Genomic DNA, 22,328 nt, shown 5'->3' with positions numbered 1-22,328 from the left:
CCGCGGTCACAGGTTCTGACAGCTCTGGTGGCCGAGCCGGTGCCGGCTGCGACCAGGACGCGTTCTCCGGCGGCCAGGGATTGTGTTGTGGCGGAGGGGCCTGCTGGGGTTCCTCTTCCGGGCCGGCGGCACCGGACCGGTCCGGGCCGGGGGCCGCGTCTTCAAGGTGTCGCGCGCGGGCTCCGTTGGGCAGCAGGCTGATCGGCACACGCTCGCCGGTGAGTGACACCTGGTAGCGCGCACAGCCGAGCCATCGATCCTCGCTGTCGCAGTAGTAGTCGCGCCAACCTTGCAAACTGGCCCTGAGCAAGGGGAAAAGGGGGCATCCAGCGGCGTGCGAGCAACTCACGTTGCTCCCTTCTGACCGGCGCACACCACCCGTTCCCTGAGGGCGGTTGCCGTTCTCGGTCTCCTGCCCTCGCCGCGCCCGGGTCGACGATCTCGAATGGACGCGGTGACGGCCTGTTACAACGCGGAAGAGTTCCTCCATTTCTCGACCGGGCGAGATGGAACCACTGTTTCGGTGTTCCGGGCAACCTCAGCGGAATTCCGGCCGTCAGCGCTTGACATCGCCAAGTGAGGTATGCCACGCGATACTTATGGTGTGACGCGACCCCATGGCCGGCCCTTGTGCGGGCGAGATGCGGCTATTCGTGGAGACGGTGCACGTGTGGGCGTCGGTTGTGGCGAAATCGTGAATTCGGCTGTGATGAAACTGTTGATATTACTGGGTCGTCAATGAGGGCGTTGATGAAGGGGAATCATGTGCCGACGCGCTGTCTGTCAGTCATGCCGGAAGGTGACCTACGAGGGCTGCGGCAGACACGTGGAGCAAGTGCTCGGCGGCGTACCAAGAGCTCAGCGGTGCATGTGCGAGTCGGCGGAGTGCAAGCCTGTACGCACAGGGGGGCCGGTGACTCGAACGGGGCCGGAGCAGGGGCGCCCGGGCGGGACGGTGCGACGCGCACCGGACGGCTGGTGGAGCCGGCTCATCGCGTGGATGAAAAGTCCAGCATGAAGTGAGCGGAGGCAGGGCGCTGCGCTCGCTGGACGGGCGCGGAGAATCGAACTCGCGCTCACCGATGCTGTCCGGCAAAGCGGGGCAAGTTCCGTGTGGGCTTGCCGCTCAGGAAGCGATGGCCAAGTGAAGTCCGCGCACCGCAATCCCAGTGATCTACGTCACTGCGGCCTGTGTTCCCCGTGATGTTCGTCGGTCGGGGCGCGCTGTATGTATGGGCCACCTGTGTGATGGGTGTGCCTCACGGTGACTTTTCTCTGCAGCCTTTGCCGGCCTTCTGATGGGGTGGATACGTCGTGAGTCGTCGTACGTCGCATGCGTACAGACCGCTGAGCCTGAAACGACGGGCGTGGCTGACGCTCGGTGCCGTGGTCCTGGGAGGTGGCGGCGTGGTGACGTACGCGGTCGCCAGCCCTTCCGGCGGACCTGGTGCGGCGGGCCGGGCCAAGCGGCCCGTGAAGGTCTACGACCTCGCGCTCAAGGGGACCACGGGCGGCAAGCGAGAGCTGCCCCGCACGCAGACGCAGCAGTTCTCCCTGGTGGGCGTCTCCTGGACGGGGGCCGTCAAGCGGCTCGACGGCACGGCACAGGTGCGCACGCGCAATCTGGACAGCGGTGCGTGGAGCGCCTGGCACGACCTCGAAGTGAACCTCGACCCGCCGGAGGACCCCAAGGCCGGGATGCGCGGCGCGTCCGAGCCGCTGTGGGTCGGTCCCTCCGACGGCGTCCAGGTCCAGGTGGTCCACAAGGACGGCACCACGGGCGCGCTGCCCAAGGGACTCCAGGTCAACCTGGTCGACCCGGGCGTGGTGACCGACGCCGAGGCCAAGGCGACCGAGCCGGCGGCGTTCGTCGCCGATGCGAGCAGCCCAGCGGCCACGCCCACCGATTCCACGGCACCCACCGACGGTACGACGGTGACGCCGACGGACGGCCAGACCGGCACGTCCCCCGCGCCGACCGATCCCACGTCCCCGGCTGCCACCGACACCATGACCACGGCGACGCCCACCGACTCGGCGTCCGCCTCCGGGTCCCCCTCGGCTTCGACGAGCGCGTCCCCGAGCCCGTCGGTCACCACGCCGTCCGCGCCGCCGTCCACCGTGCCCCGGCCGCCGATCACCTCGCGCGCCGACTGGGGCGCCGACGAATCGCTCAGCCCCGACCCGTCGGAGTACAACGCCGACGTCAAGGCCGTCTTCGTCCACCACACCGACGGGGCCAACGACTACTCCTGCGCCGACTCGGCCTCGATCGTGCGCGGCATCTACGCGTACCACACGCAGGTCAACGGCTGGAACGACATCGGCTACAACTTCCTCGTCGACAAGTGCGGCACCGTCTTCGAGGGCCGCAAGGGCGGCGTCGACCTGCCCGTGCTCGGCGCCCACACCTACGGCTGGAACCGGGAGTCCGCCGGCATCGCGGTGCTCGGCGAGTACACCTCCACCAGCGCCTCCGACGCCGCGCTGGCCTCCATCGCCCGCGTGGCCGCCTGGAAGCTCGGCCAGTACGGCGCCGACCCGGCCGGCACGGTGCAGCTCAACGCCGGTGCCAGCCAGCAGAACTACTTCGGCACCGGCTTCACCGCCGGCACCGCGTACACGTTCCAGCGGATCTCCGGCCACCGCGACGGCTACAACACCCAGTGTCCGGGCGACTCCCTGTACGCCCAGCTGCCCACCATCCGTGCCTGGGCGGCCGGCCCGGTGCAGGGCCTGAAGGTGGCCTCGGTCGGCGGCGCGGGCCTGTCCGGCTCGACGTACTACACCAAGGGCGCCGTCACCCTGAACTGGACGACCACCACGCCCGGTTCGCTCATCTCCAAGTTCGAGCTGCTGGTCGACGGCAAGGCCGTGACGTCCGTCGCCGGCACCGCCACCTCCGTCGGCACCACCCTGGCCCTCGGCAGCCACACCGTCGCCGTGCGCGCCGTCCACCAGTCCGGCAAGACCACCACCAGCGCCGCGGTGAACGTGGTGGCGGAGACGACCGCGCCGACGTTCACCACCACGCCGAACCTCTCGCTGCGCACCGGCACGGTCAACACCAGCGCGGTCCCGGTCACGCTCGGCTGGAAGGCCGCCGACAACGCGGCGCTGCAGAGCGTGAAGCTGCTGTCGCCGGCCACGGCCACCTTCGGCCCGACCACCACCAGCTCCAGCCGCACGGCCGCGTCCGGCACCGCCGCCACCTGGTCGATGCGGGCCTACGACTACGCCGGCAACTACCGCACCTCCTCCCCCTCCTACACCCCGGTGATCCTGCAGGAGACCTCGGCGGTGAAGTCCGGCAGCTGGACGACCCGTTCCTCCACCAGCTACCTCGGCGGGAAGTCGTACTCCAGCGGCTCCAAGGGCGCGAGCCTCACCTGGACCTTCACCGGCCGCTCCGCCTCCTGGGTGGTCTCCCGGGCCTCCAGCTCCGGCCAGGCGTACGTCTACGTCGACGGCGTCAAGGTCAGCACCCTCGACCTGAAGTCCTCCACCACCCTCTACCGGCAGGCGATCTGGACGAAGACCTGGTCCAGCAGCGCCCAGCACACCGTCAAGATCGTCGTGGTCGGCACCAGCGGCCGCCCCACCGTCACCACCGACGGCCTCGTCTACATCAAGTAACCCCCGACCCCCCGTCGGATCGGGGGTGTACGGCACAGGGGCCCTTGTCCCGCCCGGTCAGCCAGGCGGGACAAGGGCCCCTTGCGATGCGAGAGGCCGGGACCTGCTGACGACGGCAGCCCAGCCTCGGATGCGGTGGCGGGGCGTGAGGGAAACGCGGTAGGTGCCGTCCCGGACCCGGTGGACGGAGGCCGCGCGGTCCCGGTGGGCCGTGGCGGCCGGTCCGGCGTTCGTCATCGCCAGGGACGAGCCGCTGTGGCTGGCTGACCGGCCGCGGCGGCTCGTGTGCCGTCGTCCCAATGACGGGCTTGCTGACCCGCATCCCGTGCAGTCAGCAATTGCGCTGCCTGGCGCTGTGTGTGTTCCGCGGCGAGTTGAGCTTCGGCGACGACGTCACCCCGCTCGCGTATCAGGTCCTCATAGATCGGAGTGTGATCTTTTCCAGTGGAGCTGTATGTCATGGTCGGCCCACTTTCATGGCGATCAATAAAGAGGCCGGTCCACTGTCAGGCTCGGTTGAGCCGGGCAGCGATCCCGTGACCGATCAGCAAGTAGATGACGGCCGGGAGACCGTAATTGAGGACGACGCGTAGCCCCTCTGTGTCCATCGTGAAGATGTCCTGTGCCCACCAGGACAGCCAGCCCGCCGTGCCCCGTACGAATTCGACGAACACATTCGCGCGGTTCGCGTCGAGCAGGAACAGCAGGATCCACAGGCCCAGCAGTCCCGCCGCGATGTCGGCGATCGTGCAGATGGTGACGGCCGTACGCCGTGTGGTGGCCTGACGGTGCACAGAGCGGTCCGGGTCCGGCCGGTCGTTGTATGCCTGGACCGGGTCGATGTTTCTCACAGGAATATCCGATCTGACGTGGTGCCGTATCTGCGCGCTCGCGCCAGGGCACCCGGATTTAGTCGGCCGGTACCCCGCTTCTCCCCACTTCTGCGTTCCGCACGCAGTGCAGCGTTACACCGGGGTCTGTGATGTCCCGAATATGGCTGCCTATAGGGGCACTTACCTGCATGTTCACATGCCATGGCAATTTTCCGGACGGAATGGAGAAGTGTGATTGCGTGGTGCCGCAGTCCCTGACCGCCGGTATTCGCGTAATGCGTGACCGGATTATGAAGGAGGCCAGGGCGTTCCTTCACATAGTTGTCGGTCCCGCAACCGTTTCCGTTCCCCCGTGACGCTCCTGACCTGTGGCGCGCTGTTGGAAGTGACCCCGGACGGGGTCATGGCGCCCATCCTCCGGGGGGAGGCTTTGCAGGCGCCGACGTGCTGGGGCAGGTCCGGTTCCCCCCGTGCCGGGCCTGCCCCTGCTCTCCCGGAGCGGAGAGCCGTGTGGCGTTGGGCGCTCCAGGGTGTGACGGCCCGTCACTCCGGTGCGCTGTAGGAGTGGGCCCAGGGACCCAGGGGGCCTCGTGGCACCTGCTCGCCCCCTGTTCCGAGCGGGTGGTCGCGCAACGAGGGGCAGGCAGGTGAATCCCCCACGTCTGCCTGCCCCATGCGCATTCCCCCACGAAGGCTTCCGGTGCGACAGGGAGTGTGTGTCGGCCCGGGCAACCGGGACCCGAATGCCCGCAAGCCGCACCTACTGGGCCGGGGGAACTATGAGCAACGCGATGATCGGGGTGGGTGTGCAGGGTCTGCTGGCGGACCGCTATGAGTTGCAGGAGCTGCTGGGACGCGGCGCGATGGGCGAGGTGTGGCGGGCCCGCGACCACCTCCTCGGGCGGCCCGTGGCGGTCAAACTGCTGCGTGCCGAGGAGGCGGAAGACGCCGAGCGTTTCCGCCTGGAGGCACAGATCGCGGCCCGGCTCAACCACCCCAACGTCGTCGGCATGTACGACTTCGGCGCGCACCATGACCAGCCCCACCTGGTCATGGAACTCGTCGACGGCTGGAACCTGGCCCAGGAACGCTCCCTGCGCGGCGCCCTGCCCCCGGCCGAGGCGGCGGCCATCACGGCCCAGGCGGCCGCCGGCCTCGCCGCGGCACACCAGGAGGGAGTGGTCCACCGGGACGTCAAACCCGCCAACGTCATGCTGACCACCGACCGCACGGTGAAGATCACCGACTTCGGCATCGCACGCTTCGCCGAGGCGGCCGCCAGCGGCCTGACCGCCACAGGCAAGATCATCGGCACCGCCGACTACCTCGCTCCGGAACGCGCGCTGGGCCGTCCCGCGCAGCCCGCGTCCGACGTCTACTCCCTCGGCTGCGTCCTGTACGAACTGCTCACCGGGCGGCCTCCGTTCAGCGCAGCCACGTCACTGGCCGTGGTCCAGCAGCACGTCAGTGCCACACCGGCACCCCCCGACCGCCTGCGCCCCGACATCCCGCAGCCGCTCTCCGACTACGTGCTGCACATGCTCGCGAAGGACCCGGCCCACCGGCCCACCGCAGAGCAGGCAGCGGGCTGGCTCGCCGCGCAGAACGGGACACCGCGACCGGCCGAGCACGCCGGCACCACCCTCATGCCCGCCCCGGCCATTCCACCGCCTCCGGTCCCGCACGCCGGTGAATCCCGCGCCGGCACGCACTCCCGCCCGAGCGGTCGCCGCACACTGGCATCCAAAGCCGTTCTCGCCGGCGTCGGCCTCGCGCTGTTCGCCGGGGCTACGGCCCTGGGAGCCTCGCTGAATTCCCATGCCACGGCGCCTACGCCTCCGGCCGCTCCCTCACCCACTCGCATCGGATCAGCGCCCGCCGGTCGGACCCCGGCCACGACGCCATCGCCTGCCCCTTTGTCCGCCGGGACGTCGCCCGGGCCGGCGCACGGTGGCGACGAGGGCGGCGAGTGGTCAGGCAAGCACGACGACGGGAAAGCAGGAAAAGGACGGCAACGGCACTCCGGCGACTGAGCGGCTGACAGACGCCGTATACAGCCGTGGGGCAGCCAGAGGGGCCGGCTGGAGGGCCGAGACGAGGCAAGGGCTGGGCTCGCACCGCAGTAGTGCGACGCGAGCCCAGCCCTTGCCGGTCAGGGAGCGCCGTCGTCAGAAGGCGCCGGTGCCGTTGGGCGTGCCGAGGCCGGTCGGCCCGTCGTATCCCGGACGTGCGGTGCACAGGTAACTGCCGCCGCAGGAGCCGTTGCTGCCCGAGGTGACGTTGTTGAGCGCCGAGGTGTGGCTGTACGGATACGAGCCGCCGACGACCTGAGAGGTGTTTCCGGCCAGTGCGTAGACGCTCGCGATGATCGGCGACGAGACGCTGGTGCCGCCGACTTCGACCCATCCGTCGGCACCCTGTGCGACACCGAGTTGAAGCTCGGTGTCGCACAACAACCCGCCGCCGCAGCTGTTGTACGAGTCGTAGACCGCCACCCCGGTGTTGGGGTCGGCGACCGCAGCCACATCGGCGACCGTGCGCTTGGCGCATCCGGAGTCATGCTGCCAGGACGGCTTGGCCTCGTACGCCGAGCAGCCCGAGCCCGCCCCGCTCCAGGCCGTCTCCGTCCAGCCACGCGCGTTGGACGCCCTGCTCAGCGAGGTGCCGCCCACGGCAGTGACGTACCGGGAGGACGCCGGCCAGGAGACGCCGTAACCGGAGTCACCCGAGCTCGCTGTGATCGCGACGCCGGGGTGGTTGAAGTGCGAGTCGAAGGAGGTGACGGTGTTGTCCTCGGACCCACCCCAGCTGTCGGAGACCGAGACGACGCCCGAAGTGGTGGCGGCGGTGTCCTCGGCCCTCATGAGATCCGATACGTTCGCCGACTTCGCCTCGACCAGGAGGATGTGGCAGCCGGGGCATGTCGCCGAGACCATGTCGAGGTCGAGGCTGATCTCCTCGGACCATCCGTAGTCACCGGCGGGCAGCGGCGATGCCTGCCCGCTCTGGTTCACCTTGCGGAAACAGCCGTTGGCGCGGGTGCACGACGGCAGACCGTAGGCGCGGCGGTAAGCGGCCAGGTCGGACTCGGCGTTCGGGTCGTCCATGGCGTCGACGATCGCCACCGTTCGACCGGATCCCGAGGTACCGCCCAGTTTGTAGGCGGAACGCAGATCGGACGGCACGTACCCCATTGTGGTCGGGGATCCGGTGGTGAACGGTGACATGCGGCCCGAGGCGGTGCGGTGGGCCTTCATGACGCCGAAACAGCGGGCTTGTCCGGCTTGCAGGGGATGGAAGCAGCCGAAGCCCGTCGCCCCCGCGGACGCGGACGTGCGCGGGGCGGACGAGAGCGTGGCGGCCTGGACACCGGTGGCCAGACCGATGGTGAGGCCGGTGACGGTGAAGATGAGCATCGCGGTGAGGGCAGCTGCCATCCGCCGCACCCGCCGTCTCGGTCGGTGGTGGTGGATCACCGGGGATCCGGAGGGTATCTCGCGTCGGTGCATCAAGCCTCCGTGCGGTTTCGGGCGGTTCGGAAGGGCCACATGACGAAAAGCAGCCTTGACAGACGGCATGTCAGGACAGCTGCGGGCCGGATGGTTTCACCATGCGGCCGCCGTCTTCCGCCGGTCAAGGCCATGCCAATGCAGGTGTTGTGGGGCTGCCGCGGTGAGCGAGTGAACCGCCGGTGATGACGCCGGACACGGACTGGACTGCCGAGCCGGACGGCGCGGAATGCACGATTGTGGTGGGGCGCGTCGTACAGCACGGGCCCGACGGGTGCCGTCCGAGCCGTCGCCGACCCGGAGCAGGTGCAGTCCGGGTACGTCGATGATCGAAACAACAAACCCCAGGCCACTGACCTGGGGTTTCATCGTGGAGCGGGTGACGAGAACCGAACTTGCGCTCTCAGGTCGGGAAGCGACGACGCCTGGACGGGTTCCGTGGGCCCTGACCAGCGCAGATACCTGGTCCGGGTGGGCTCGGCCACCGGCTGTCGTTCGACGTCGACTCCGTAGGCGCGGGTGAGGCCGCCGAGGCCGTCTGCCCATCCCTGACCGAGGGCCTGTGGCTTCCATGCGGGTAGGCCGTCGCCAGCCCGTGCCGCCCCGGCTCAAGCACCAGCTCGACGGTCACACCCCGGTCGGCATGAAACCGCTTCGGCGTCCACATCGAGGACGCGGGGGCCACCTCCGAGGCCTGGTGGCCGCCGGCATTCCGAAACCGGCCGAAGGCTTCACCGACCGCCCCTCGCCGAGTACCGGCCGGGGGGCCATGGACCCGGAAGGCAACTGGTTCGACCTCTCGGAACACGGCTTCGGCGGCCCGTGACCGCCGTCCGACGCCACCGGTTCCCGAACCCCGACCGGACGTTCATCAGCCGGCCCGGACGGTCCCAGGACGGGGGCAGCACCCACGCGAACAGCTCCCGGGACCGCCCGGACCGGATCAGTCGGCCAGCCGGTTGACGGCACCGGCGGTGATGCCCTCCATGTAGCCGGGGTCGTCGCTGGGCTGACCGGTGAGTTCGACGATGCCGAACCTGTGGCCGCTGCGGATCACCGCGACGCCGCCGGCAACCTTGCCGTCGCCGCTGAAGGCCGGGTACCAACTTCCCTCGCCGGCTTTGACGGTGATCGTGTGCCCCTTGCCGTAGTGCCAGTGACCACGCGGCTCGTCCTGGCAGCCGCGCACCAGCTTGTCGAGCTGCTTCTCGTACGAGGCCGCCGATGTGTCGGTGGTACCGTCCGCGACGGATTCGGTCAGCGAGGTGTCTTTGGTGTCGAAGGTCCAGGTCACGTCGGCATAGGCGGCGGCCTTCCCCTTGGTCAGCTCTCGCATCGTCTTCTCGCCGGAGCATGCCGAGAGAGCTTGCTTCCCGGTCAGGTCCACCGTCGCGCGGACCGGGGCCAGGCCCTGCTGGAAGAAGTCGTCACTCTGCATCAGGCCGGCGGAGCCGAGGCCGGGTGCGGCAGGAGCGGCGGCAAGGGCGGTCGCCGACCGGCTCGCAGAACTCGTGTCCGCGCCGGCGGCGGGAAGCGCGCCGATGCCGACCGCTATCAGGGCGGCACCGACACAGGCGGCTGTTCCTGCGGTACGACCGCGACGCGCGAACTTCCTGCGGGCTGCCTGGTTGTCGAACATCTCATCTCCTGTCTGGTCGCGACGCGGTTGGCGTCGTCGTACATCTGGGAGATGCCGGAGGTGCGGGAGATGTTGGATAGCGACCTACCGCGATCAATGTGACCCCCGTCACGTCCACTGGTGGGGCGGGGGCGGTCTCAGAGCCGTGTCACGGCCGCACGGACGATCCGCGTCATCGCTGCCGTGTCCAGACAGGCATCAATCTCCAGGACCCCGTAGTGCGAGCCGTTGCGGAGTATGGCGACGCCTCCACACGGCTCCTTGCCTCGTGGCGCGGTCCCTGTGGTGTTCAGGTCGCCGCCGTACACACCCATCCAACTCGCGGTGATGTCCGCAGCGACGTCGATCGTGTGCGTCGGCCCGTAGATCCAGTGGGTGGCGGGCTCGCTCTGGCACGGCACTTCCTCCAGCAGCAGGCGTTCCGCAAAGTTCTGAGCCAGTGCGCGGCTTCCGGCGTCGTCGGCGACTTCGCGTGCGACCTGATCGTCGATGTTCGCCGCCTCGGTAGGGTCGCCGTGGCCCGTGTCCTTGCTCGTCACCAAGCCGCGGAAGTGCGCGTCGTACGCTCCCAGCGTCTCACCGAGGGTCTTCTCGCCGGTGCAGGTCGCGTTGGCGTAGTTGCCGTCTCCGACGCGGTCCCGCACGTAGATGCGCTTGGAGAGACCCACCTTCCGGAACTCGGCCGCTGTCAGCAAGTGCCGGTTCGTCATGGGTCCGCTCGCGGGCCTCGGCGTCGGAGAGCCGTTGCCCGGCGAGGACGCCGCAGCGCCTGGCGTCACCTTCGGGGTGGCCGGAGCAGAGGGCGCGGGCAGGACGAACCGGCCGGTCAACAGGCCGAGTCCGACGGCTACCGCCAGGATGACGACGATCGTCCGAGGACGCACGGCAGCACCTCCCGGCCAGCGGTCGAGCTGATGCCAGGTGAGAGCGGGAGGCCGGGGCGTCTCAGAGGCCACCGCCGAGGCGGTCCCGCATGAAGCGACGGGCCTGATGGATGCGGTCCTTGACCGTGCCCAAAGGAGCGCCGGTGATCTCGGCGACCTGAAGATAGGTCAGGTCTCCGAGATCGCGGAGCACGAAGGACTCCACCAGTGCCGGGTGCCGCTCCTCCAGTGCGGCCAGCGACTCCATCAGGTCCAGGCGGGTCCCCGCGATGACGCTCGTCGTCCGTGGATCGACACCGTCGGGAACGATGGCATGGCTGTCCTCCGCGCGTCGGCGCATCGAGCGATACGTGGACCTGGCGGCGTTCGAGGCGATCACTGTCACCCAGCCGAGGAACGAGCCTCGCCCGGTGTACTCGTGCAGATGGGTGCTGATGGACAACAGGGCGTCCTGCGCCGCCTCTTCGGCGTCGGCGTGGTGCGGAAGAAACCGGGAGCAGCGGCGCATCACGGTGGGCCGAAGCCTGACGAGGAGGCGGTCCAGGGACGCCCGGTCACCTGCCTGGGCAGACGCCACGAGCTGCGTCAGCTCATCCTCCTCGAGCACCCTGCTGTCCCCCCGCTATCGTCCGACCTGGACCCCACTGGGTCGCACGGAAGTTCCCGACTACAGCCGGCCACATCCGCCACATCCGCCACATCGCCCCGGGAAAAATGTTGCCACATGCAGAAGCTAGGTCGTTATCTCCTTGAGGACAGGCTGGGAGCCGGTTCGTTCGCCACTGTCTGGAAGGCATACGACCCCGAGCTCGACACCGATGTCGCGGTCAAGGTGCTGGCCGACAACTGGGCGTCGAACGCCGATGTACGACAGCGCTTCCTGGCGGAGGCGAGGCTGCTCCGCAGGATCTCCAGCCCACGTGTCGTGCGCGTTCACGACGTCGGCGTCCAGGACGACCGGCCGTACTTCGTCATGGACTACGTCCGAGGCGGCACGCTGGCCGAGAAGACAGGGCACTGCCGGCCCGCGGAGGCGCTCCGGCTCGCGGCCGAGGCCGGGTACGCAGTTCAGGTGCTCCATGACGCGGGCGTCATCCACCGCGACATCAAGCCGTCGAACCTCCTGCTCGACACCGGCCGCACGCCTGCCGCCGTACTTGTCGCGGACCTCGGCAGCGCGAAGCAACTGGCCGATGCGTCGGGGCTGACGGTCACCACCGGCACTCCCGCGTACATGGCGCCCGAACAGGCCTTCCAGACGGGCGGGTTCGACGGTCGAGCCGATGTGTACGCCCTCGGTGTCGTCGCGTTCGAGTTGTTGACCGGACGCAAGCCGTTCGGGTCGGGCGGTCGCACAGTCCTTGTGACGCAGCAGGCGTCGACGACGTCGTTGCCGACCCTTCCCAGGGAGCTGGGGGTTCCGGACGGCATCGAAACACTGCTTCGCGCTGCGCTGTCCGTTGAACCTGACGAACGACCGCAGACCGCGCAGGCGTTCGCGGATGCGCTGCTGTCACGGGAGGGAGAGGAGCGGGCGTCGGTCAGGTCTTCGGGGCCGACGCGCCTGATGGTCTGGCTCGCGGCGGTCGTCGTGTTCCTGATGACAACGGTGCTGACCTGGTTGTTCCGCTGAACTTGCGGGTACCGCGTCCCATACGGAAGGTGCCGCCTGTTCGCGAGCGTGCACTGCTGGGCGAGCGGGCGCACTGCACTGGCGACGTACCGGTGACGAGTCCACCCGCTTGCGGATCTCCGTTCTCGCCCGCCGACCTGTACTCGTACCCGACACGGGAGAGCCGGCCGGTCATGGTCGAGCCGTCGGAGCCGGGCGCTTCTGGCCGTACGGCCTGGATCACGACAACGAGTACTCGAACACGGCGGCCGACCGCCACGTCCGGAAGCCGGGGCGAAGGGAGCCCCGGCTCACTGGGTCAGGACCCCCGGTGGGCCCGTCGCGACTCGGCCCGCCAAGGGGACAACAAAACCCCAGGCCACTGACCTGGGGTTTCTCTCTGGAGCGGGTGACGAGAATCGAACTCGCGCTCTCAGCTTGGGAAGCTGATGTTCTACCATTAAACTACACCCGCGTAACTCGGACATGATCCTCGCGGGGTCGATGTCCGGACCTTGCTCACTCTACATCATCGCAGACCCCTGGTGCTCGGGCCCGGGGGTCTGAGTCTGTTTCAGGGGTGGGATCCGGCTGCGCGTGGGGCGAGTTGGGGCGTACCGTGGAGGCCTCGCGGAGGGCTCGGGCGAGGCCGGAGTGCCGCCTGGAGAGTCGTGTCTTTGATCCCGTAATGTGGCTTTTGTCGTCAGGGTGGGAAGCCCGACGAGGCTCTTGGGGAAGGGACTTAAGGGACTTGATGGAACGCACCGTCGTCCGCTGTGCGGACGGGCACGTCTTCAGCGCCGCTTCGTTCCCGATGCAGCAGGCCGATCGGCTCGGCCCCGGCCGGCTCATGAGGTGCCCCCGGTGCGCCCGGCTCCGCAGTGTGGTGCCGGTCGCCCTGGAGAAGCGGTAGCGCAGCAGCGGTACCAGAGGCACCAGCGGTAACGAGGGACAGCAGGGCTAACACAGACGGCCAGCTGCAACAGACACGCCAGCGGTAACACAGGCGCGCGGAGTCGTCACGATTGTCACGGCTCCGCGCGCCTTGCGTATCCTCGCTACGTGCTTCTCTCAGACAAGGACATCCGGGCCGAGATCGACGCCGGGCGGGTACGGATCGATCCCTACGACGAATCCATGGTGCAGCCGTCGAGCGTCGATGTTCGGCTGGACCGTTACTTCCGGGTGTTCGAGAACCACCGGTACCCGCACATCGACCCCTCGGTCGAGCAGCCCGATCTGACCCGGCTGGTCGAGCCGGAGGGCGACGAGCCGTTCATCCTGCACCCCGGGGAGTTCGTGCTCGCCTCCACGTACGAGGTCATCAGCCTGCCCGATGACCTCGCCTCCCGTCTCGAGGGGAAGAGCTCGCTCGGGCGGCTCGGCCTCGTCACGCACTCCACCGCCGGGTTCATCGACCCCGGCTTCAGCGGGCACGTCACCCTTGAGCTGTCCAACCTCGCCACCCTGCCGATCAAGCTCTGGCCCGGGATGAAGATCGGCCAGCTGTGCATGTTCCGGCTCAGCTCGCCCGCCGAGTTCCCGTACGGCAGCGAGCGCTACGGCTCCCGGTACCAGGGGCAGCGCGGGCCCACCGCCTCGCGGTCCTACGTCAATTTCCACCGGACCCAGGTGTGAGGTCAGCCACAAACATGAGTGACGTTCGGGAGAATCTGACCTACGAGCGGTTCGGCGCCGCGGTCCGCGAGCTCGCGCAGACCATCGCCGACGACGGGTACGAGCCCGACATCGTGCTCAGCATCGCCCGGGGCGGGGTGTTCGTCGCGGGCGGCCTCGCGTACGCCCTCGACTGCAAGAACATCCACCTCGTGAACGTGGAGTTCTACACCGGCGTGGGGACCACCCTGGAAATGCCCGTCATGCTGGCGCCCGTCCCCAATGTGATCGACTTCTCCGACAAGAAGGTGCTGATCACCGACGACGTCGCCGACACCGGCAAGACGCTGAAGCTCGTGCGCGACTTCTGCCTCGACACCGTCGCCGAGGTGCGCTCCGCGGTGATCTATGAGAAGTCCCACTCCCTGGTGAAGTGCGAGTACGTCTGGAAGCGGACCGACGACTGGATCAACTTCCCGTGGAGTGTCCTGCCTCCGGTGAGCAGGTCGGGGGAGGCTGCCAAGCCGAACAAGGAGGCCCTGTAGGCCGGCCCCGATTCACTTCGCGCCCTGTACGCCGCGGGGAGCGCCAGGACGCGGCGCGGTGGGACGAGGTGAACCCGTAGGGACAGGAGCGGCACTCGGTCGCCGAGGGCGGCACGACGAGCCTTCGCCGACGCGCCGCCCCGGACGAGAAGCACTGCACCGGCGACCGGCGGTCAGTGCCCTGCGGCTGCGCCTTCTCCGTCCCGGTCCGTGGGTCATCGAGTCACATCAGTCCGGAGTGTCGAGCCGCCCGTGGTGAAGCGGAAGGCTAGAACGTGCCCAGCTTCACGATCGACAGCAGCGCGATCAGCTGGATCGCCGACGCCCCCAGCGCCCGCGGCCAGGGCAGGTCGTGGGAGCGGGAGACCATCAGGGTCAACAGGGCGCCCGCGCCGATCCAGGTGGCCCAGCCGAGCAGCTGGACGAAGGTCGCGTCGCCGCCGAAGAACATGGCGACCAGCAGTCGTGGCGCGTCCGTGAGGGCCGTGATCAGCATGGACAGGCCGACCGTCGGCTGCCAGGCGCCGTCGCCGCCGAGCTGACGGGCCAGGGTGTGGGTGACCACGCCCAGGACGAACAGGCCGAGCACCATCACGACCGCCGTGATCAGCACGATCGGCACCGCGTTGGCGAGCGTGGCGCCGATGGCGTCCTTGCGGGCGTTGTCGAAGCCGAAGACGGCCAGCAGGCCGTACAGGAAGGTGGTGATGAGCGCCGGGGCCCACATCGTGTAGTCGCGCATGCGCAGGAACGTCTGGTCGGGGGAGAGGACGATCCCCTTCAGCAGTTCCTTCCAGTGCAGCCGCGGGCCCAGCGGGGCGGCGGGCGCCGCGGTCGAGCCGGCCTGGTAGGTCGCGCCGTGCGTGTAACCGGCGGCCTCGTCGATCGAGAACGCCTGGGTGTGGCCCGGGTTGTTGGCCGCGTACGGGTCTGGACCGGGAGCGCCGCCGCCCGGGTGGCCGTCGTCGTCCCCGAAGTACTCCGGCCCGTCGTCGCCCCGGCCGGGGTAGCCGTAGGACTGTCCCGGCCGTCCGTACGGCTGCTGCCCCTGCTGCGGGTACGACCGCTGTCCGGGCGGCGGGTACGACTGCTGCGGGTACGGCCGCTGCGGTGCCTGCGGGTAGCCGTACGCGGGCCCCGCGGGCTGCCCGTACGACGGTCCCGGCTGCCCGTGCTGCGGTCCGGGCCGGCCGTACGACGGTCCCTGCGGCGCCTGCTGTCCTTGGGGGGTGCGGTTGTCCCGGCCCCCGCGTCCGATCCTGAATCCAGCCACGTCATCGAACGTACCTGGTCCCGGAGAGTGACATGCCGGGCCCGGGCGTCCGGGCCCGGCTTTGCGGCCGACCTGTGACATCCCCTAAGGGACCGTCAGCGAATCGACCAGGGGGCGCTCAGGGATTTCCCCCGGTTTCCCGCTCCGGCAGGGGGCCCCGGCGTTCATGCGTGTGTCCGACAGGCCGCGACACCCCGGGGCGGCGGCGGAGCGCGGTGGTGGTGGGCGAGGATGGTGCCATGAGCGTAGTGAAGATCAATGTGCTGACCGTGCCCGCCGAGCAGCGGGAGGTGCTGGAGAAGCGGTTCGCCTCCCGGGCCCACGCGGTGGAGAGCTCCGACGGCTTCGAGTGGTTCGAGCTGCTGCGTCCCGTCGAGGGCACCGACACCTACCTCGTCTACACGCGCTGGCGTGACGACGAGTCCTTCCAGGCGTGGCTGGAGGGGCCGATGAAGGCCGCCCACCAGGGCGGCGGCGAGGGCGGCGGCGAGGGCGCCGAGCGCCCGAAGCCCGCGGCCTCCGGCTCCACCCTGTGGTCCTTCGAGGTGGTGCAGCAGGCGGGGCCGAAGGAGGCGTAGCCGCTGGCCGGCAACTGCATTGGCAGCAGGGCGTGTTGGCATGCGTCCTCTCGGTGCATGGGGTCTGCCCGTGACCTGTAGTCGCCCGCTGACCATCCCCGAAAGGCGCCGGCACCATGGACGAGCGACAGCAGCACACCGAAGCCGCGCTGGAGGAGGCGGCGGAGGTGTTCCAGCGGCTGCGGCCGCGGCTGTTCGGGGTCGCCTACCGCATCCTGGGCAGCGTCGCGGAGGCCGAGGACGTCGTCCAGGAGGTGTGGGTGCGCTGGCAGGGCGCCGACCGGGGCGCGGTGCTGGACCCCGGGGCGTTCCTCGCGACGGTCGCTACCCGGCTGGCCGTCAACGTGGCCCAGTCGGCGCGGGTCCGCCGTGAGGCCTACGTGGGACCGTGGCTGCCCGAGCCCGTGGACACCAGCGTCGATCCGCAGGTCGGCGCGGAGTGTGGTGAGGCGCTGGAGCTGGCCGTGCTGGTGGTCCTGCAGAAGCTGAACCCGGTCGAGCGGGCGGCCTACGTGCTGCGCGAGGCGTTCGCGTACTCGTACGGCGAGATCGCGGGCATGCTGGAGCTGAGCCAGGCCAACGCGCGGCAGATCATCAGCCGGGCTCGCAAGCGCCTGTCCGCCGAGCGCCGCGAGCCGGTGGCGGCGGCACAGCACCGACGGCTGGTCGAGGCCTTCGTCGCCGCCGCGCGGCACGGTGACGTGGCCGCCCTGGAGAGAGTGCTGTCGGCCGACGCCGTCGCCTACGCGGACGGCAACGGCATGCGCGGTGTGGCCCGGCTGGCGGTGGTGGGGGCCGGGCGCGTGGCCAGGATCAGCGCCTTCACCCGGAAGTTCTTCCCCGGCGCCGAGTACGGCGTCGTCGAGGCCAACGGCCGTCCCGGCCTACGTCTCACGCAGGACGGGGTCACCGTCGCCCTGGTCGGCGTCACGGCCGGCCCGGACGGCATCGACGGGCTGTACTGGATCCTGGCCCCCGACAAGCTACGCGCCTACGAGCGGTCCGCCCGCAGACCCACGGGCCACGCGTGAGGCACGTCCGCCATCGCAGGGCGTTCGGCTGGCCGCGGCGCAAGGGCGGCGCCCCGGCCGCAGACCCACGGGCCACGCGTGACGCACGCCCAGCCGCCGCGGGTCCGTCGGTCGCCGGCGGTGCACGGGCGGCGCTCCGGCCGATCGGGGGTCGTAGCGGACGGGTGATGCCGCGGGCGGCCTCTTCGGTCGGCCGTGACGGGCGATGAGCTGCGGGCCTGCGAGCGGTCCGCCCGCAGACCCACGGGCCACCCCTGACGGACGTCCGTCACCGCAGGGTGGTCGGCTGGCGGCGACGCCGCGGGTCCGTTGGCCGCCGGCGACACAAGGGCGGCGCTCCGGCCGATCGGGGGTCGTAGCGGACGGGTGATGCCGCGGGCCCCTTCGGTCGGCCGTGACGGGCGATGAGCTGTGGGTCTGCGAGCGGTCCGCCCGCAGGCCCACGGGCCGCCCGTGGCGCACGCCCAGCCGCCGCAGGGCGGTCGGCTGGCGGCGACGCCGCAGGTCCGTGGGCCGCCCGCGGCGCAAGGGCGGCGCCCCGGCCGACCGGGGGCCGTAACGGACGCGCGACGCCGCAGACACTCGGTCGCCCCTGGCGCACCCGCGGCGGTGGGCCGTCGGCTAGTTCCGCGCGAGCCAGTCCTCGTACCGGGTGGCGGCGAGGTGCGCGGTGGCGTCGCCCACGAGTACGTCGGGCATGCCCGCGAACGGTCCGGCGGTCTCGTCGGTGACGACGGTACGGCCGTCCGGCTTCGCCGCCAGGGTGATCTCGCCGAACCGGTCGAGCCGCTGGATCTCGGGGCCCGCGATGTTGCGCACGCCGTTCGACGGCTCGCCCTGCGCCGCCTCCGCGACGGCGGCGGCGACGTCGGCGGAGGCCATGGGACGCAGCCGCAGGGACGGCAGGTGCACCTCCGTGCCCTCGGTGCACATGTCCATCACCGGAGCGATGAACTCGAAGAACTGCGTGGCGCGCACGATGCTGTAGGGCACGCCGCTGTTGCGCACGGCCTCCTCCTGGGCGACCTTGGCCCGGTAGTAGCCGTAGTCGGGTACCTGGTCGACGCCGACGATGGACAGCGTGACGTGGTGGCGCACGCCCGCCTCCTTCTCGGCCGCGAACAGGTTCCGCGCCGAGCGGGTGAAGAAGTCCAGCGCGGGCTCGGTGTCGAAGGACGGGGAGTTCGAGACGTCCACGACCACGTCCGCGCCCTTGAGCGCGTCCGCCAGACCCTCGCCGGTGAGGGCGTTCACCCCTGTGGAGGGAGCGGCCGGTACGGCCTCGTGACCGCCCTCGCGCAAGCGTGCGACCACCTGTGAGCCGATGAGCCCCGTACCGCCGACAACCACGATCTGCATTACTGTCTCCGTTCGCTGACCGGACCTTCCGGCGGGTGCCGGCGCCTTCCGCCGGACCCGGTGCGTGAGCACGCACACCAGCAGGACAGGGCAGCGGCCGGATCTGTGACAGCCGGGCGGGGCGTCCGGGTGTCGGTGCGCCCCCGCGATCAACCGTGCCGTCGCCGCCCGGCGAGCATCTTCGGCAAGCCCGGCCTCACCGTCTCCGAGGAGACGCACCCCCGGGTGCCGGCCGTACGGGCCTGTCCGAACCGGTGAGGACATGACGGCGCCCCCTGCCTGTGCGGGGCAGGGGGCGCCGTACGACGGGGACAGCCGCCGTCACTTCACCGGCTCGGGCTCCGGCTCGGTCTCGCTCTCCGTCTCGCCGGCCGGGTCGACCGGGGTCCTCACCGAGTCGAGCAGCAGCTGGGCCACGTCCACGACCTGGATGGACTCCTTGGCCTTGCCCTCGTTCTTCTTGCCGTTGACCGAGTCGGTCAGCATGACCAGGCAGAACGGGCAGGCCGTGGAGACGATGTCCGGGTTCAACGACAGAGCTTCATCGACGCGCTCGTTGTTGATGCGCTTGCCGATCCGCTCCTCCATCCACATCCGGGCGCCGCCGGCGCCGCAGCAGAAGCCGCGCTCCTTGTGGCGGTGCATCTCCTCGTTGCGCAGGCCGGGGACCTTGCCGATGATCTCGCGCGGGGGCGTGTAGATCTTGTTGTGGCGGCCCAGGTAGCACGGGTCGTGGTAGGTGATGATGCCCTCGACCGGGGTGACCGGGATCAGCTTGCCCTCGTCCACCAGGTGCTGCAGCAGCTGGGTGTGGTGGATGACCTCGTAGTCGCCGCCGAGCTGCGGGTACTCGTTGCCGATCGTGTTGAGGCAGTGCGGGCAGGTGGCGACGATCTTCTTCGCCGACTTCGGCTTCTTGGTCGACTCGTCCTCGTCGTCCTCGCCGAACGCCATGTTCAGCGCGGCCACGTTCTCCATGCCGAGCTCCTGGAACAGGGGCTCGTTGCCCAGGCGGCGGGCGGAGTCACCGGTGCACTTCTCGTCGCCGCCCATGATCGCGAACTTGACGCCCGCGATGTGCAGCAGCTCGGCGAAGGCCTTGGTGGTCTTCTTGGCGCGGTCCTCCAGGGCGCCGGCGCAGCCGACCCAGTACAGGTACTCGACCTCGGTGAGGTCCTCGATGTCCTTGCCGACGACCGGGACCTCGAAGTCGACCTCCTTGGTCCACTCCAGGCGCTGCTTCTTCGCCAGGCCCCAGGGGTTGCCCTTCTTCTCCAGGTTCTTGAGCATCGTGCCCGCCTCGGAGGGGAAGGCGCTCTCGATCATGACCTGGTAGCGGCGCATGTCGACGATGTGGTCGACGTGCTCGATGTCCACGGGGCACTGCTCGACGCAGGCGCCGCAGGTGGTGCAGGACCACAGCACGTCCGGGTCGATGACGCCGTTCTCCTCGGCGGTGCCGATCAGCGGGCGCTCGGCCTCGGCGAGCGCGGCGGCGGGGACGTCCTTCAGCTGCTCCTCGGAGGCCTTCTCCTCGCCCTCCACGGTCTTGCCGCCGCCGGCCAGCAGGTACGGCGCCTTGGCGTGGGCGTGGTCCCGCAGGGACATGATCAGCAGCTTCGGGGAGAGCGGCTTGCCGGTGTTCCAGGCGGGGCACTGCGACTGGCAGCGGCCGCACTCGGTGCAGGTGGAGAAGTCCAGCAGGCCCTTCCAGGAGAACTGCTCGACCTGGGAGACGCCGAAGACGTCGTCCTCGCCGGGGTCCTCGAAGTTGATCGGCTTGCCGCCGGAGGTCATCGGCAGCAGGGCGCCGAGGGAGGTCTCGCCGTCCGCGTTGCGCTTGAACCAGATGTTCGGGAAGGCGAGGAAGCGGTGCCAGGCCACACCCATGTCCGTCATCAGCGAGACCGTGATCATCCATACGAAGGACGTCCCGATCTTGATCATGGCGGTGAGGTAGACCAGGTTCTGCAGCGTGGAGACGCTCAGGCCCTTGAACGCGAGCACCAGGGGGTACGAGGCGAAGTACGCGGCCTCGTAGCCGTGCACGTCGGCGAGGGCACCCTCCAGGCCGCGCAGGGTCATGATCGCGAGGCCGATGACCAGGATGACGGACTCGACGAAGTAGGCCTGGCCGAAGTTGGAGCCCGCGAAGCGGGACTTCCGCCCCGGGTTGCGCGGGTGGCTCAGCTGGCGGATGACGATCAGGGTGAGGATGCCGAGCGTGGTCATCGTGCCGATGAACTCGACGAACAGCTCGTACGGCAGCCAGTGCCCGATGACCGGCAGCGTCCAGTCGGCCTGGAAGAGCTGGCCGAAGGCGTTCACCAGCGTCAGCACGAGCGAGAAGAAGCCGACGGCGACGAACCAGTGCGCGACGCCGACGACGCCCCACCGGTTCATCCGGGTGTGGCCGAGGAACTCCCGGATCACCGTGGCGGTGCGGGCGGTCCAGTCGTTGGTCCGGGTACCCGCCGGGACGTCCTGCCCGAGCCGGACGAACCGGTAGATCTGCGCGATGGCGCGGCTGAACAACGCGACGCCGACCACGGCGAGTACCAGCGACACGATGATCGCGGCGAGTTGCATGTGGGGCTCCTCGGGCCTGCGAGGGGTTCTTCGAGGGAATTATTACTAAGCGGTAACTTATGTAGTCCGTCTGAGACTACCCCCATCTTCCTGCGGGTTGCAGCCGGGCGCGGGGTGATGAGCGTCATCCCAGGGTCATCGGATCGTGTTATTCATACCTAATCGCCCCTTTCGCCCCTACCTTAGAGCCGTGCTCTACGGGATCGCCGCCGCCACCGCCGCCCTGCTCCTCGCCGCCTTGCTCTCGGCGCTGCTCAGGGTGCCCGCGCTGCGGGCGGGCATCGTCGACCGGCGCCGTCAGCGGCGGCTGCCGCTGCTCGGCGGGCTCGCCGTGGTGGTGGTCACCTGTCTCGTCGCCTGGGTGGGGCAGCGCACCGCGATCGCGCCGCTCGGGGAAGGGGTCGACCGGCTGCTGGTCGCCGCCGCCTCGGTCGCCGCGCTGGGCCTGGTCGGCGACGTCTGGCGGATCCGCGCGCGCGTGCTCGTCGCCGGTACGGCCGTGGCGGCGGCCTGCGTGGTGCCGTACCAGGAGACGGGCGTGCTGGGCGGGATCCTCGCCGTGGGGTGGATCGTCGTCGCCTCCCTCGCCTTCAAGGGGCTGGATCACGCGGACGGGCTCGCGGGGACCGTCGGGGTCGTCACCGCGTTCGGGGCGGGGGCCTGCGCGGCCGCCGAACTGATGGACGGGCTCGCGGTCCTGCTGAGCGTCCTCGCCGCCGCCCTGACCGGCTTCCTGATGCACAACTGGCATCCCGCGCGGATCGGGCTCGGCGCCTGCGGCTCGCTGTTCACCGGGTTCCTGCTGTCGTCGTCCCTCGTCTTCACGCGCGCGGGGTACGGGCTCGTGCCGAGCGTGGCGGTGATGTTCTGTCTCAGTGCGGTGGCCGTCGCCGACGCCGTCCTCGTGGTCCTCGCCCGGCGGCTGGCCGGGCGTCCGCTGCTGCGGCGCGGCCCCGACCATCTCGTGCACCGGCTGCGCCCGCTCGGTCTCACCCCGCAGGGATCCGTCGTGCTCCTGGGGGCCGGCACCTTCTCCTCGGTGCTCGTCGGGGTGCTCGTGCACACCGGATGGACCGGCGAGGGGGCCGTGCTGTGGGTGGCCGGAGGGGTGCTGTTGATCGTCGGTGTCGTCCTTCGCATCCCTGTCCAGCAACCCCGGCGGGCGCCATCGACGCAGGTCAGCGGCCCATTGCGTGTAAGGAACGGATAAGACTTGAGTCCGG

At 69.8% G+C, this 22,328-nt stretch carries 17 protein-coding genes and 1 tRNA gene; 9 read left to right on the top strand and 9 right to left on the bottom strand.

Annotation, left to right across the window (positions count from 1 at the left end; translation table 11 throughout):
- Positions 1-763: 763 nt before the first annotated feature.
- The gene (locus LMU33_RS42310) at positions 764-1,018 is read left to right on the top strand and encodes a DUF8730 family Cys-rich protein (RefSeq protein WP_504967695.1); all 255 of its coding nucleotides are present in this window, start codon (positions 764-766) and stop codon (positions 1,016-1,018) included.
- A 335-nt stretch (positions 1,019-1,353) separates the two neighbouring features.
- Positions 1,354-3,636 (top strand): peptidoglycan recognition protein family protein, encoded by a 2,283-nt coding sequence (locus tag LMU33_RS18065; protein ID WP_228621697.1) that lies wholly within the window; start codon positions 1,354-1,356, stop codon positions 3,634-3,636.
- 506 nt (positions 3,637-4,142) lie between these two features.
- On the opposite strand, the gene LMU33_RS18060 is transcribed toward LMU33_RS18065, so the two are convergent.
- Complete coding sequence (locus LMU33_RS18060) at positions 4,143-4,487, bottom strand: hypothetical protein (RefSeq protein ID WP_372477993.1); 345 nt, start codon at positions 4,485-4,487, stop codon at positions 4,143-4,145.
- Between the two features lie 761 nt (positions 4,488-5,248).
- On the opposite strand from LMU33_RS18060, the gene LMU33_RS18055 reads away from it, so the two are divergent.
- Positions 5,249-6,502, top strand: coding sequence for a serine/threonine-protein kinase (locus LMU33_RS18055; RefSeq protein WP_228621416.1), 1,254 nt, complete (start codon positions 5,249-5,251; stop codon positions 6,500-6,502).
- A 135-nt stretch (positions 6,503-6,637) separates the two neighbouring features.
- Here the strand turns inward: LMU33_RS18055 and LMU33_RS18050 are convergent, their stop codons facing one another.
- The 4 genes from LMU33_RS18050 to LMU33_RS18035 form a co-directional block, all read right to left on the bottom strand.
- The gene (locus LMU33_RS18050) at positions 6,638-7,906 is read right to left on the bottom strand and encodes a S53 family peptidase (protein WP_228621415.1); all 1,269 of its coding nucleotides are present in this window, start codon (positions 7,904-7,906) and stop codon (positions 6,638-6,640) included.
- A gap of 1,015 nt (positions 7,907-8,921) precedes the next feature.
- Entirely contained in the window at positions 8,922-9,617 is a 696-nt protein-coding gene (locus LMU33_RS18045) for a hypothetical protein (RefSeq protein WP_228621414.1), read from the bottom strand.
- Positions 9,618-9,754: 137 nt separating this feature from the next.
- On the bottom strand, positions 9,755-10,501 hold the full coding sequence (locus LMU33_RS18040; RefSeq protein ID WP_228621413.1) for a hypothetical protein: 747 nt from the start codon (positions 10,499-10,501) through the stop codon (positions 9,755-9,757).
- 61 nt (positions 10,502-10,562) lie between these two features.
- Positions 10,563-11,108 (bottom strand): RNA polymerase sigma factor, encoded by a 546-nt coding sequence (locus LMU33_RS18035; RefSeq protein ID WP_228621412.1) that lies wholly within the window; start codon positions 11,106-11,108, stop codon positions 10,563-10,565.
- Between the two features lie 117 nt (positions 11,109-11,225).
- Between LMU33_RS18035 and LMU33_RS18030 the strand changes: the two genes are divergently transcribed.
- Positions 11,226-12,134 carry a serine/threonine-protein kinase gene (locus tag LMU33_RS18030; RefSeq protein WP_228621411.1) on the top strand — a complete coding sequence of 303 codons (909 nt, stop codon included), beginning with the start codon at positions 11,226-11,228 and terminating at the stop codon, positions 12,132-12,134.
- 380 nt (positions 12,135-12,514) lie between these two features.
- Here the strand turns inward: LMU33_RS18030 and LMU33_RS18025 are convergent.
- Positions 12,515-12,588 (bottom strand) — tRNA-Gly (locus tag LMU33_RS18025).
- A gap of 587 nt (positions 12,589-13,175) precedes the next feature.
- On the opposite strand from LMU33_RS18025, the gene dcd reads away from it, so the two are divergent.
- Both dcd and LMU33_RS18015 read left to right on the top strand, forming a co-directional pair.
- Entirely contained in the window at positions 13,176-13,751 is a 576-nt protein-coding gene (gene dcd / locus LMU33_RS18020) for a dCTP deaminase (RefSeq protein WP_055705140.1), read from the top strand.
- A 14-nt stretch (positions 13,752-13,765) separates the two neighbouring features.
- The gene (locus tag LMU33_RS18015; RefSeq protein ID WP_228621410.1) at positions 13,766-14,275 is read left to right on the top strand and encodes a phosphoribosyltransferase; all 510 of its coding nucleotides are present in this window, start codon (positions 13,766-13,768) and stop codon (positions 14,273-14,275) included.
- Between the two features lie 268 nt (positions 14,276-14,543).
- On the opposite strand, the gene LMU33_RS18010 is transcribed toward LMU33_RS18015, so the two are convergent.
- A complete protein-coding gene (locus tag LMU33_RS18010; RefSeq protein ID WP_228621409.1) occupies positions 14,544-15,629 on the bottom strand; it encodes a Yip1 family protein in 1,086 nt (361 codons plus the stop codon).
- Between the two features lie 158 nt (positions 15,630-15,787).
- Here LMU33_RS18010 and LMU33_RS18005 point away from each other — a divergent pair, with 158 nt between their 5' ends.
- Together LMU33_RS18005 and sigJ are read left to right on the top strand one after the other, a co-directional pair.
- Positions 15,788-16,126, top strand: a complete 339-nt coding sequence (locus tag LMU33_RS18005; RefSeq protein WP_228621408.1) for an antibiotic biosynthesis monooxygenase family protein — start codon at positions 15,788-15,790, stop codon at positions 16,124-16,126.
- Between the two features lie 116 nt (positions 16,127-16,242).
- Complete coding sequence (sigJ, locus tag LMU33_RS18000) at positions 16,243-17,157, top strand: RNA polymerase sigma factor SigJ (RefSeq protein ID WP_228621407.1); 915 nt, start codon at positions 16,243-16,245, stop codon at positions 17,155-17,157.
- Between the two features lie 621 nt (positions 17,158-17,778).
- On the opposite strand, the gene LMU33_RS17995 is transcribed toward sigJ, so the two are convergent.
- Entirely contained in the window at positions 17,779-18,516 is a 738-nt protein-coding gene (locus LMU33_RS17995) for an SDR family oxidoreductase (RefSeq protein ID WP_228621406.1), read from the bottom strand.
- A 321-nt stretch (positions 18,517-18,837) separates the two neighbouring features.
- A complete protein-coding gene (locus LMU33_RS17990) occupies positions 18,838-21,105 on the bottom strand; it encodes a (Fe-S)-binding protein (RefSeq protein WP_228621405.1) in 2,268 nt (755 codons plus the stop codon).
- A gap of 190 nt (positions 21,106-21,295) precedes the next feature.
- Between LMU33_RS17990 and LMU33_RS17985 the strand changes: the two genes are divergently transcribed.
- On the top strand, positions 21,296-22,315 hold the full coding sequence (locus LMU33_RS17985; RefSeq protein ID WP_228621404.1) for an MraY family glycosyltransferase: 1,020 nt from the start codon (positions 21,296-21,298) through the stop codon (positions 22,313-22,315).
- Positions 22,316-22,328: the final 13 nt, after the last annotated feature.

It is taken from the genome of Streptomyces barringtoniae, assembly GCF_020819595.1.
GTDB lineage: Bacteria > Actinomycetota > Actinomycetes > Streptomycetales > Streptomycetaceae > Streptomyces > Streptomyces barringtoniae.
Note: the sequence above shows the minus strand (reverse complement) of the source record. Positions and strands in the feature narration are given on the sequence as shown.

What these genes read in the sequence shown, in the direction of transcription:
- LMU33_RS42310 (WP_504967695.1), top strand. Translation starts at nt 764, where the DNA reads ATGTGCCGACGCGCTGTCTGTCAGTCATGCCGGAAGGTGACCTACGAG.
- LMU33_RS18055 (WP_228621416.1), top strand. Translation starts at nt 5,249, where the DNA reads ATGAGCAACGCGATGATCGGGGTGGGTGTGCAGGGTCTGCTGGCGGAC.
- LMU33_RS18050 (WP_228621415.1), bottom strand. Translation starts at nt 7,906, where the DNA reads ATGGCAGCTGCCCTCACCGCGATGCTCATCTTCACCGTCACCGGCCTC.
- LMU33_RS18045 (WP_228621414.1), bottom strand. Translation starts at nt 9,617, where the DNA reads ATGTTCGACAACCAGGCAGCCCGCAGGAAGTTCGCGCGTCGCGGTCGT.
- LMU33_RS18030 (WP_228621411.1), top strand. Translation starts at nt 11,226, where the DNA reads ATGCAGAAGCTAGGTCGTTATCTCCTTGAGGACAGGCTGGGAGCCGGT.
- LMU33_RS18015 (WP_228621410.1), top strand. Translation starts at nt 13,766, where the DNA reads ATGAGTGACGTTCGGGAGAATCTGACCTACGAGCGGTTCGGCGCCGCG.
- LMU33_RS18010 (WP_228621409.1), bottom strand. Translation starts at nt 15,629, where the DNA reads ATGTCACAGGTCGGCCGCAAAGCCGGGCCCGGACGCCCGGGCCCGGCA.
- LMU33_RS18005 (WP_228621408.1), top strand. Translation starts at nt 15,788, where the DNA reads ATGAGCGTAGTGAAGATCAATGTGCTGACCGTGCCCGCCGAGCAGCGG.
- sigJ (WP_228621407.1), top strand. Translation starts at nt 16,243, where the DNA reads ATGGACGAGCGACAGCAGCACACCGAAGCCGCGCTGGAGGAGGCGGCG.
- LMU33_RS17995 (WP_228621406.1), bottom strand. Translation starts at nt 18,516, where the DNA reads ATGCAGATCGTGGTTGTCGGCGGTACGGGGCTCATCGGCTCACAGGTG.
- LMU33_RS17990 (WP_228621405.1), bottom strand. Translation starts at nt 21,105, where the DNA reads ATGCAACTCGCCGCGATCATCGTGTCGCTGGTACTCGCCGTGGTCGGC.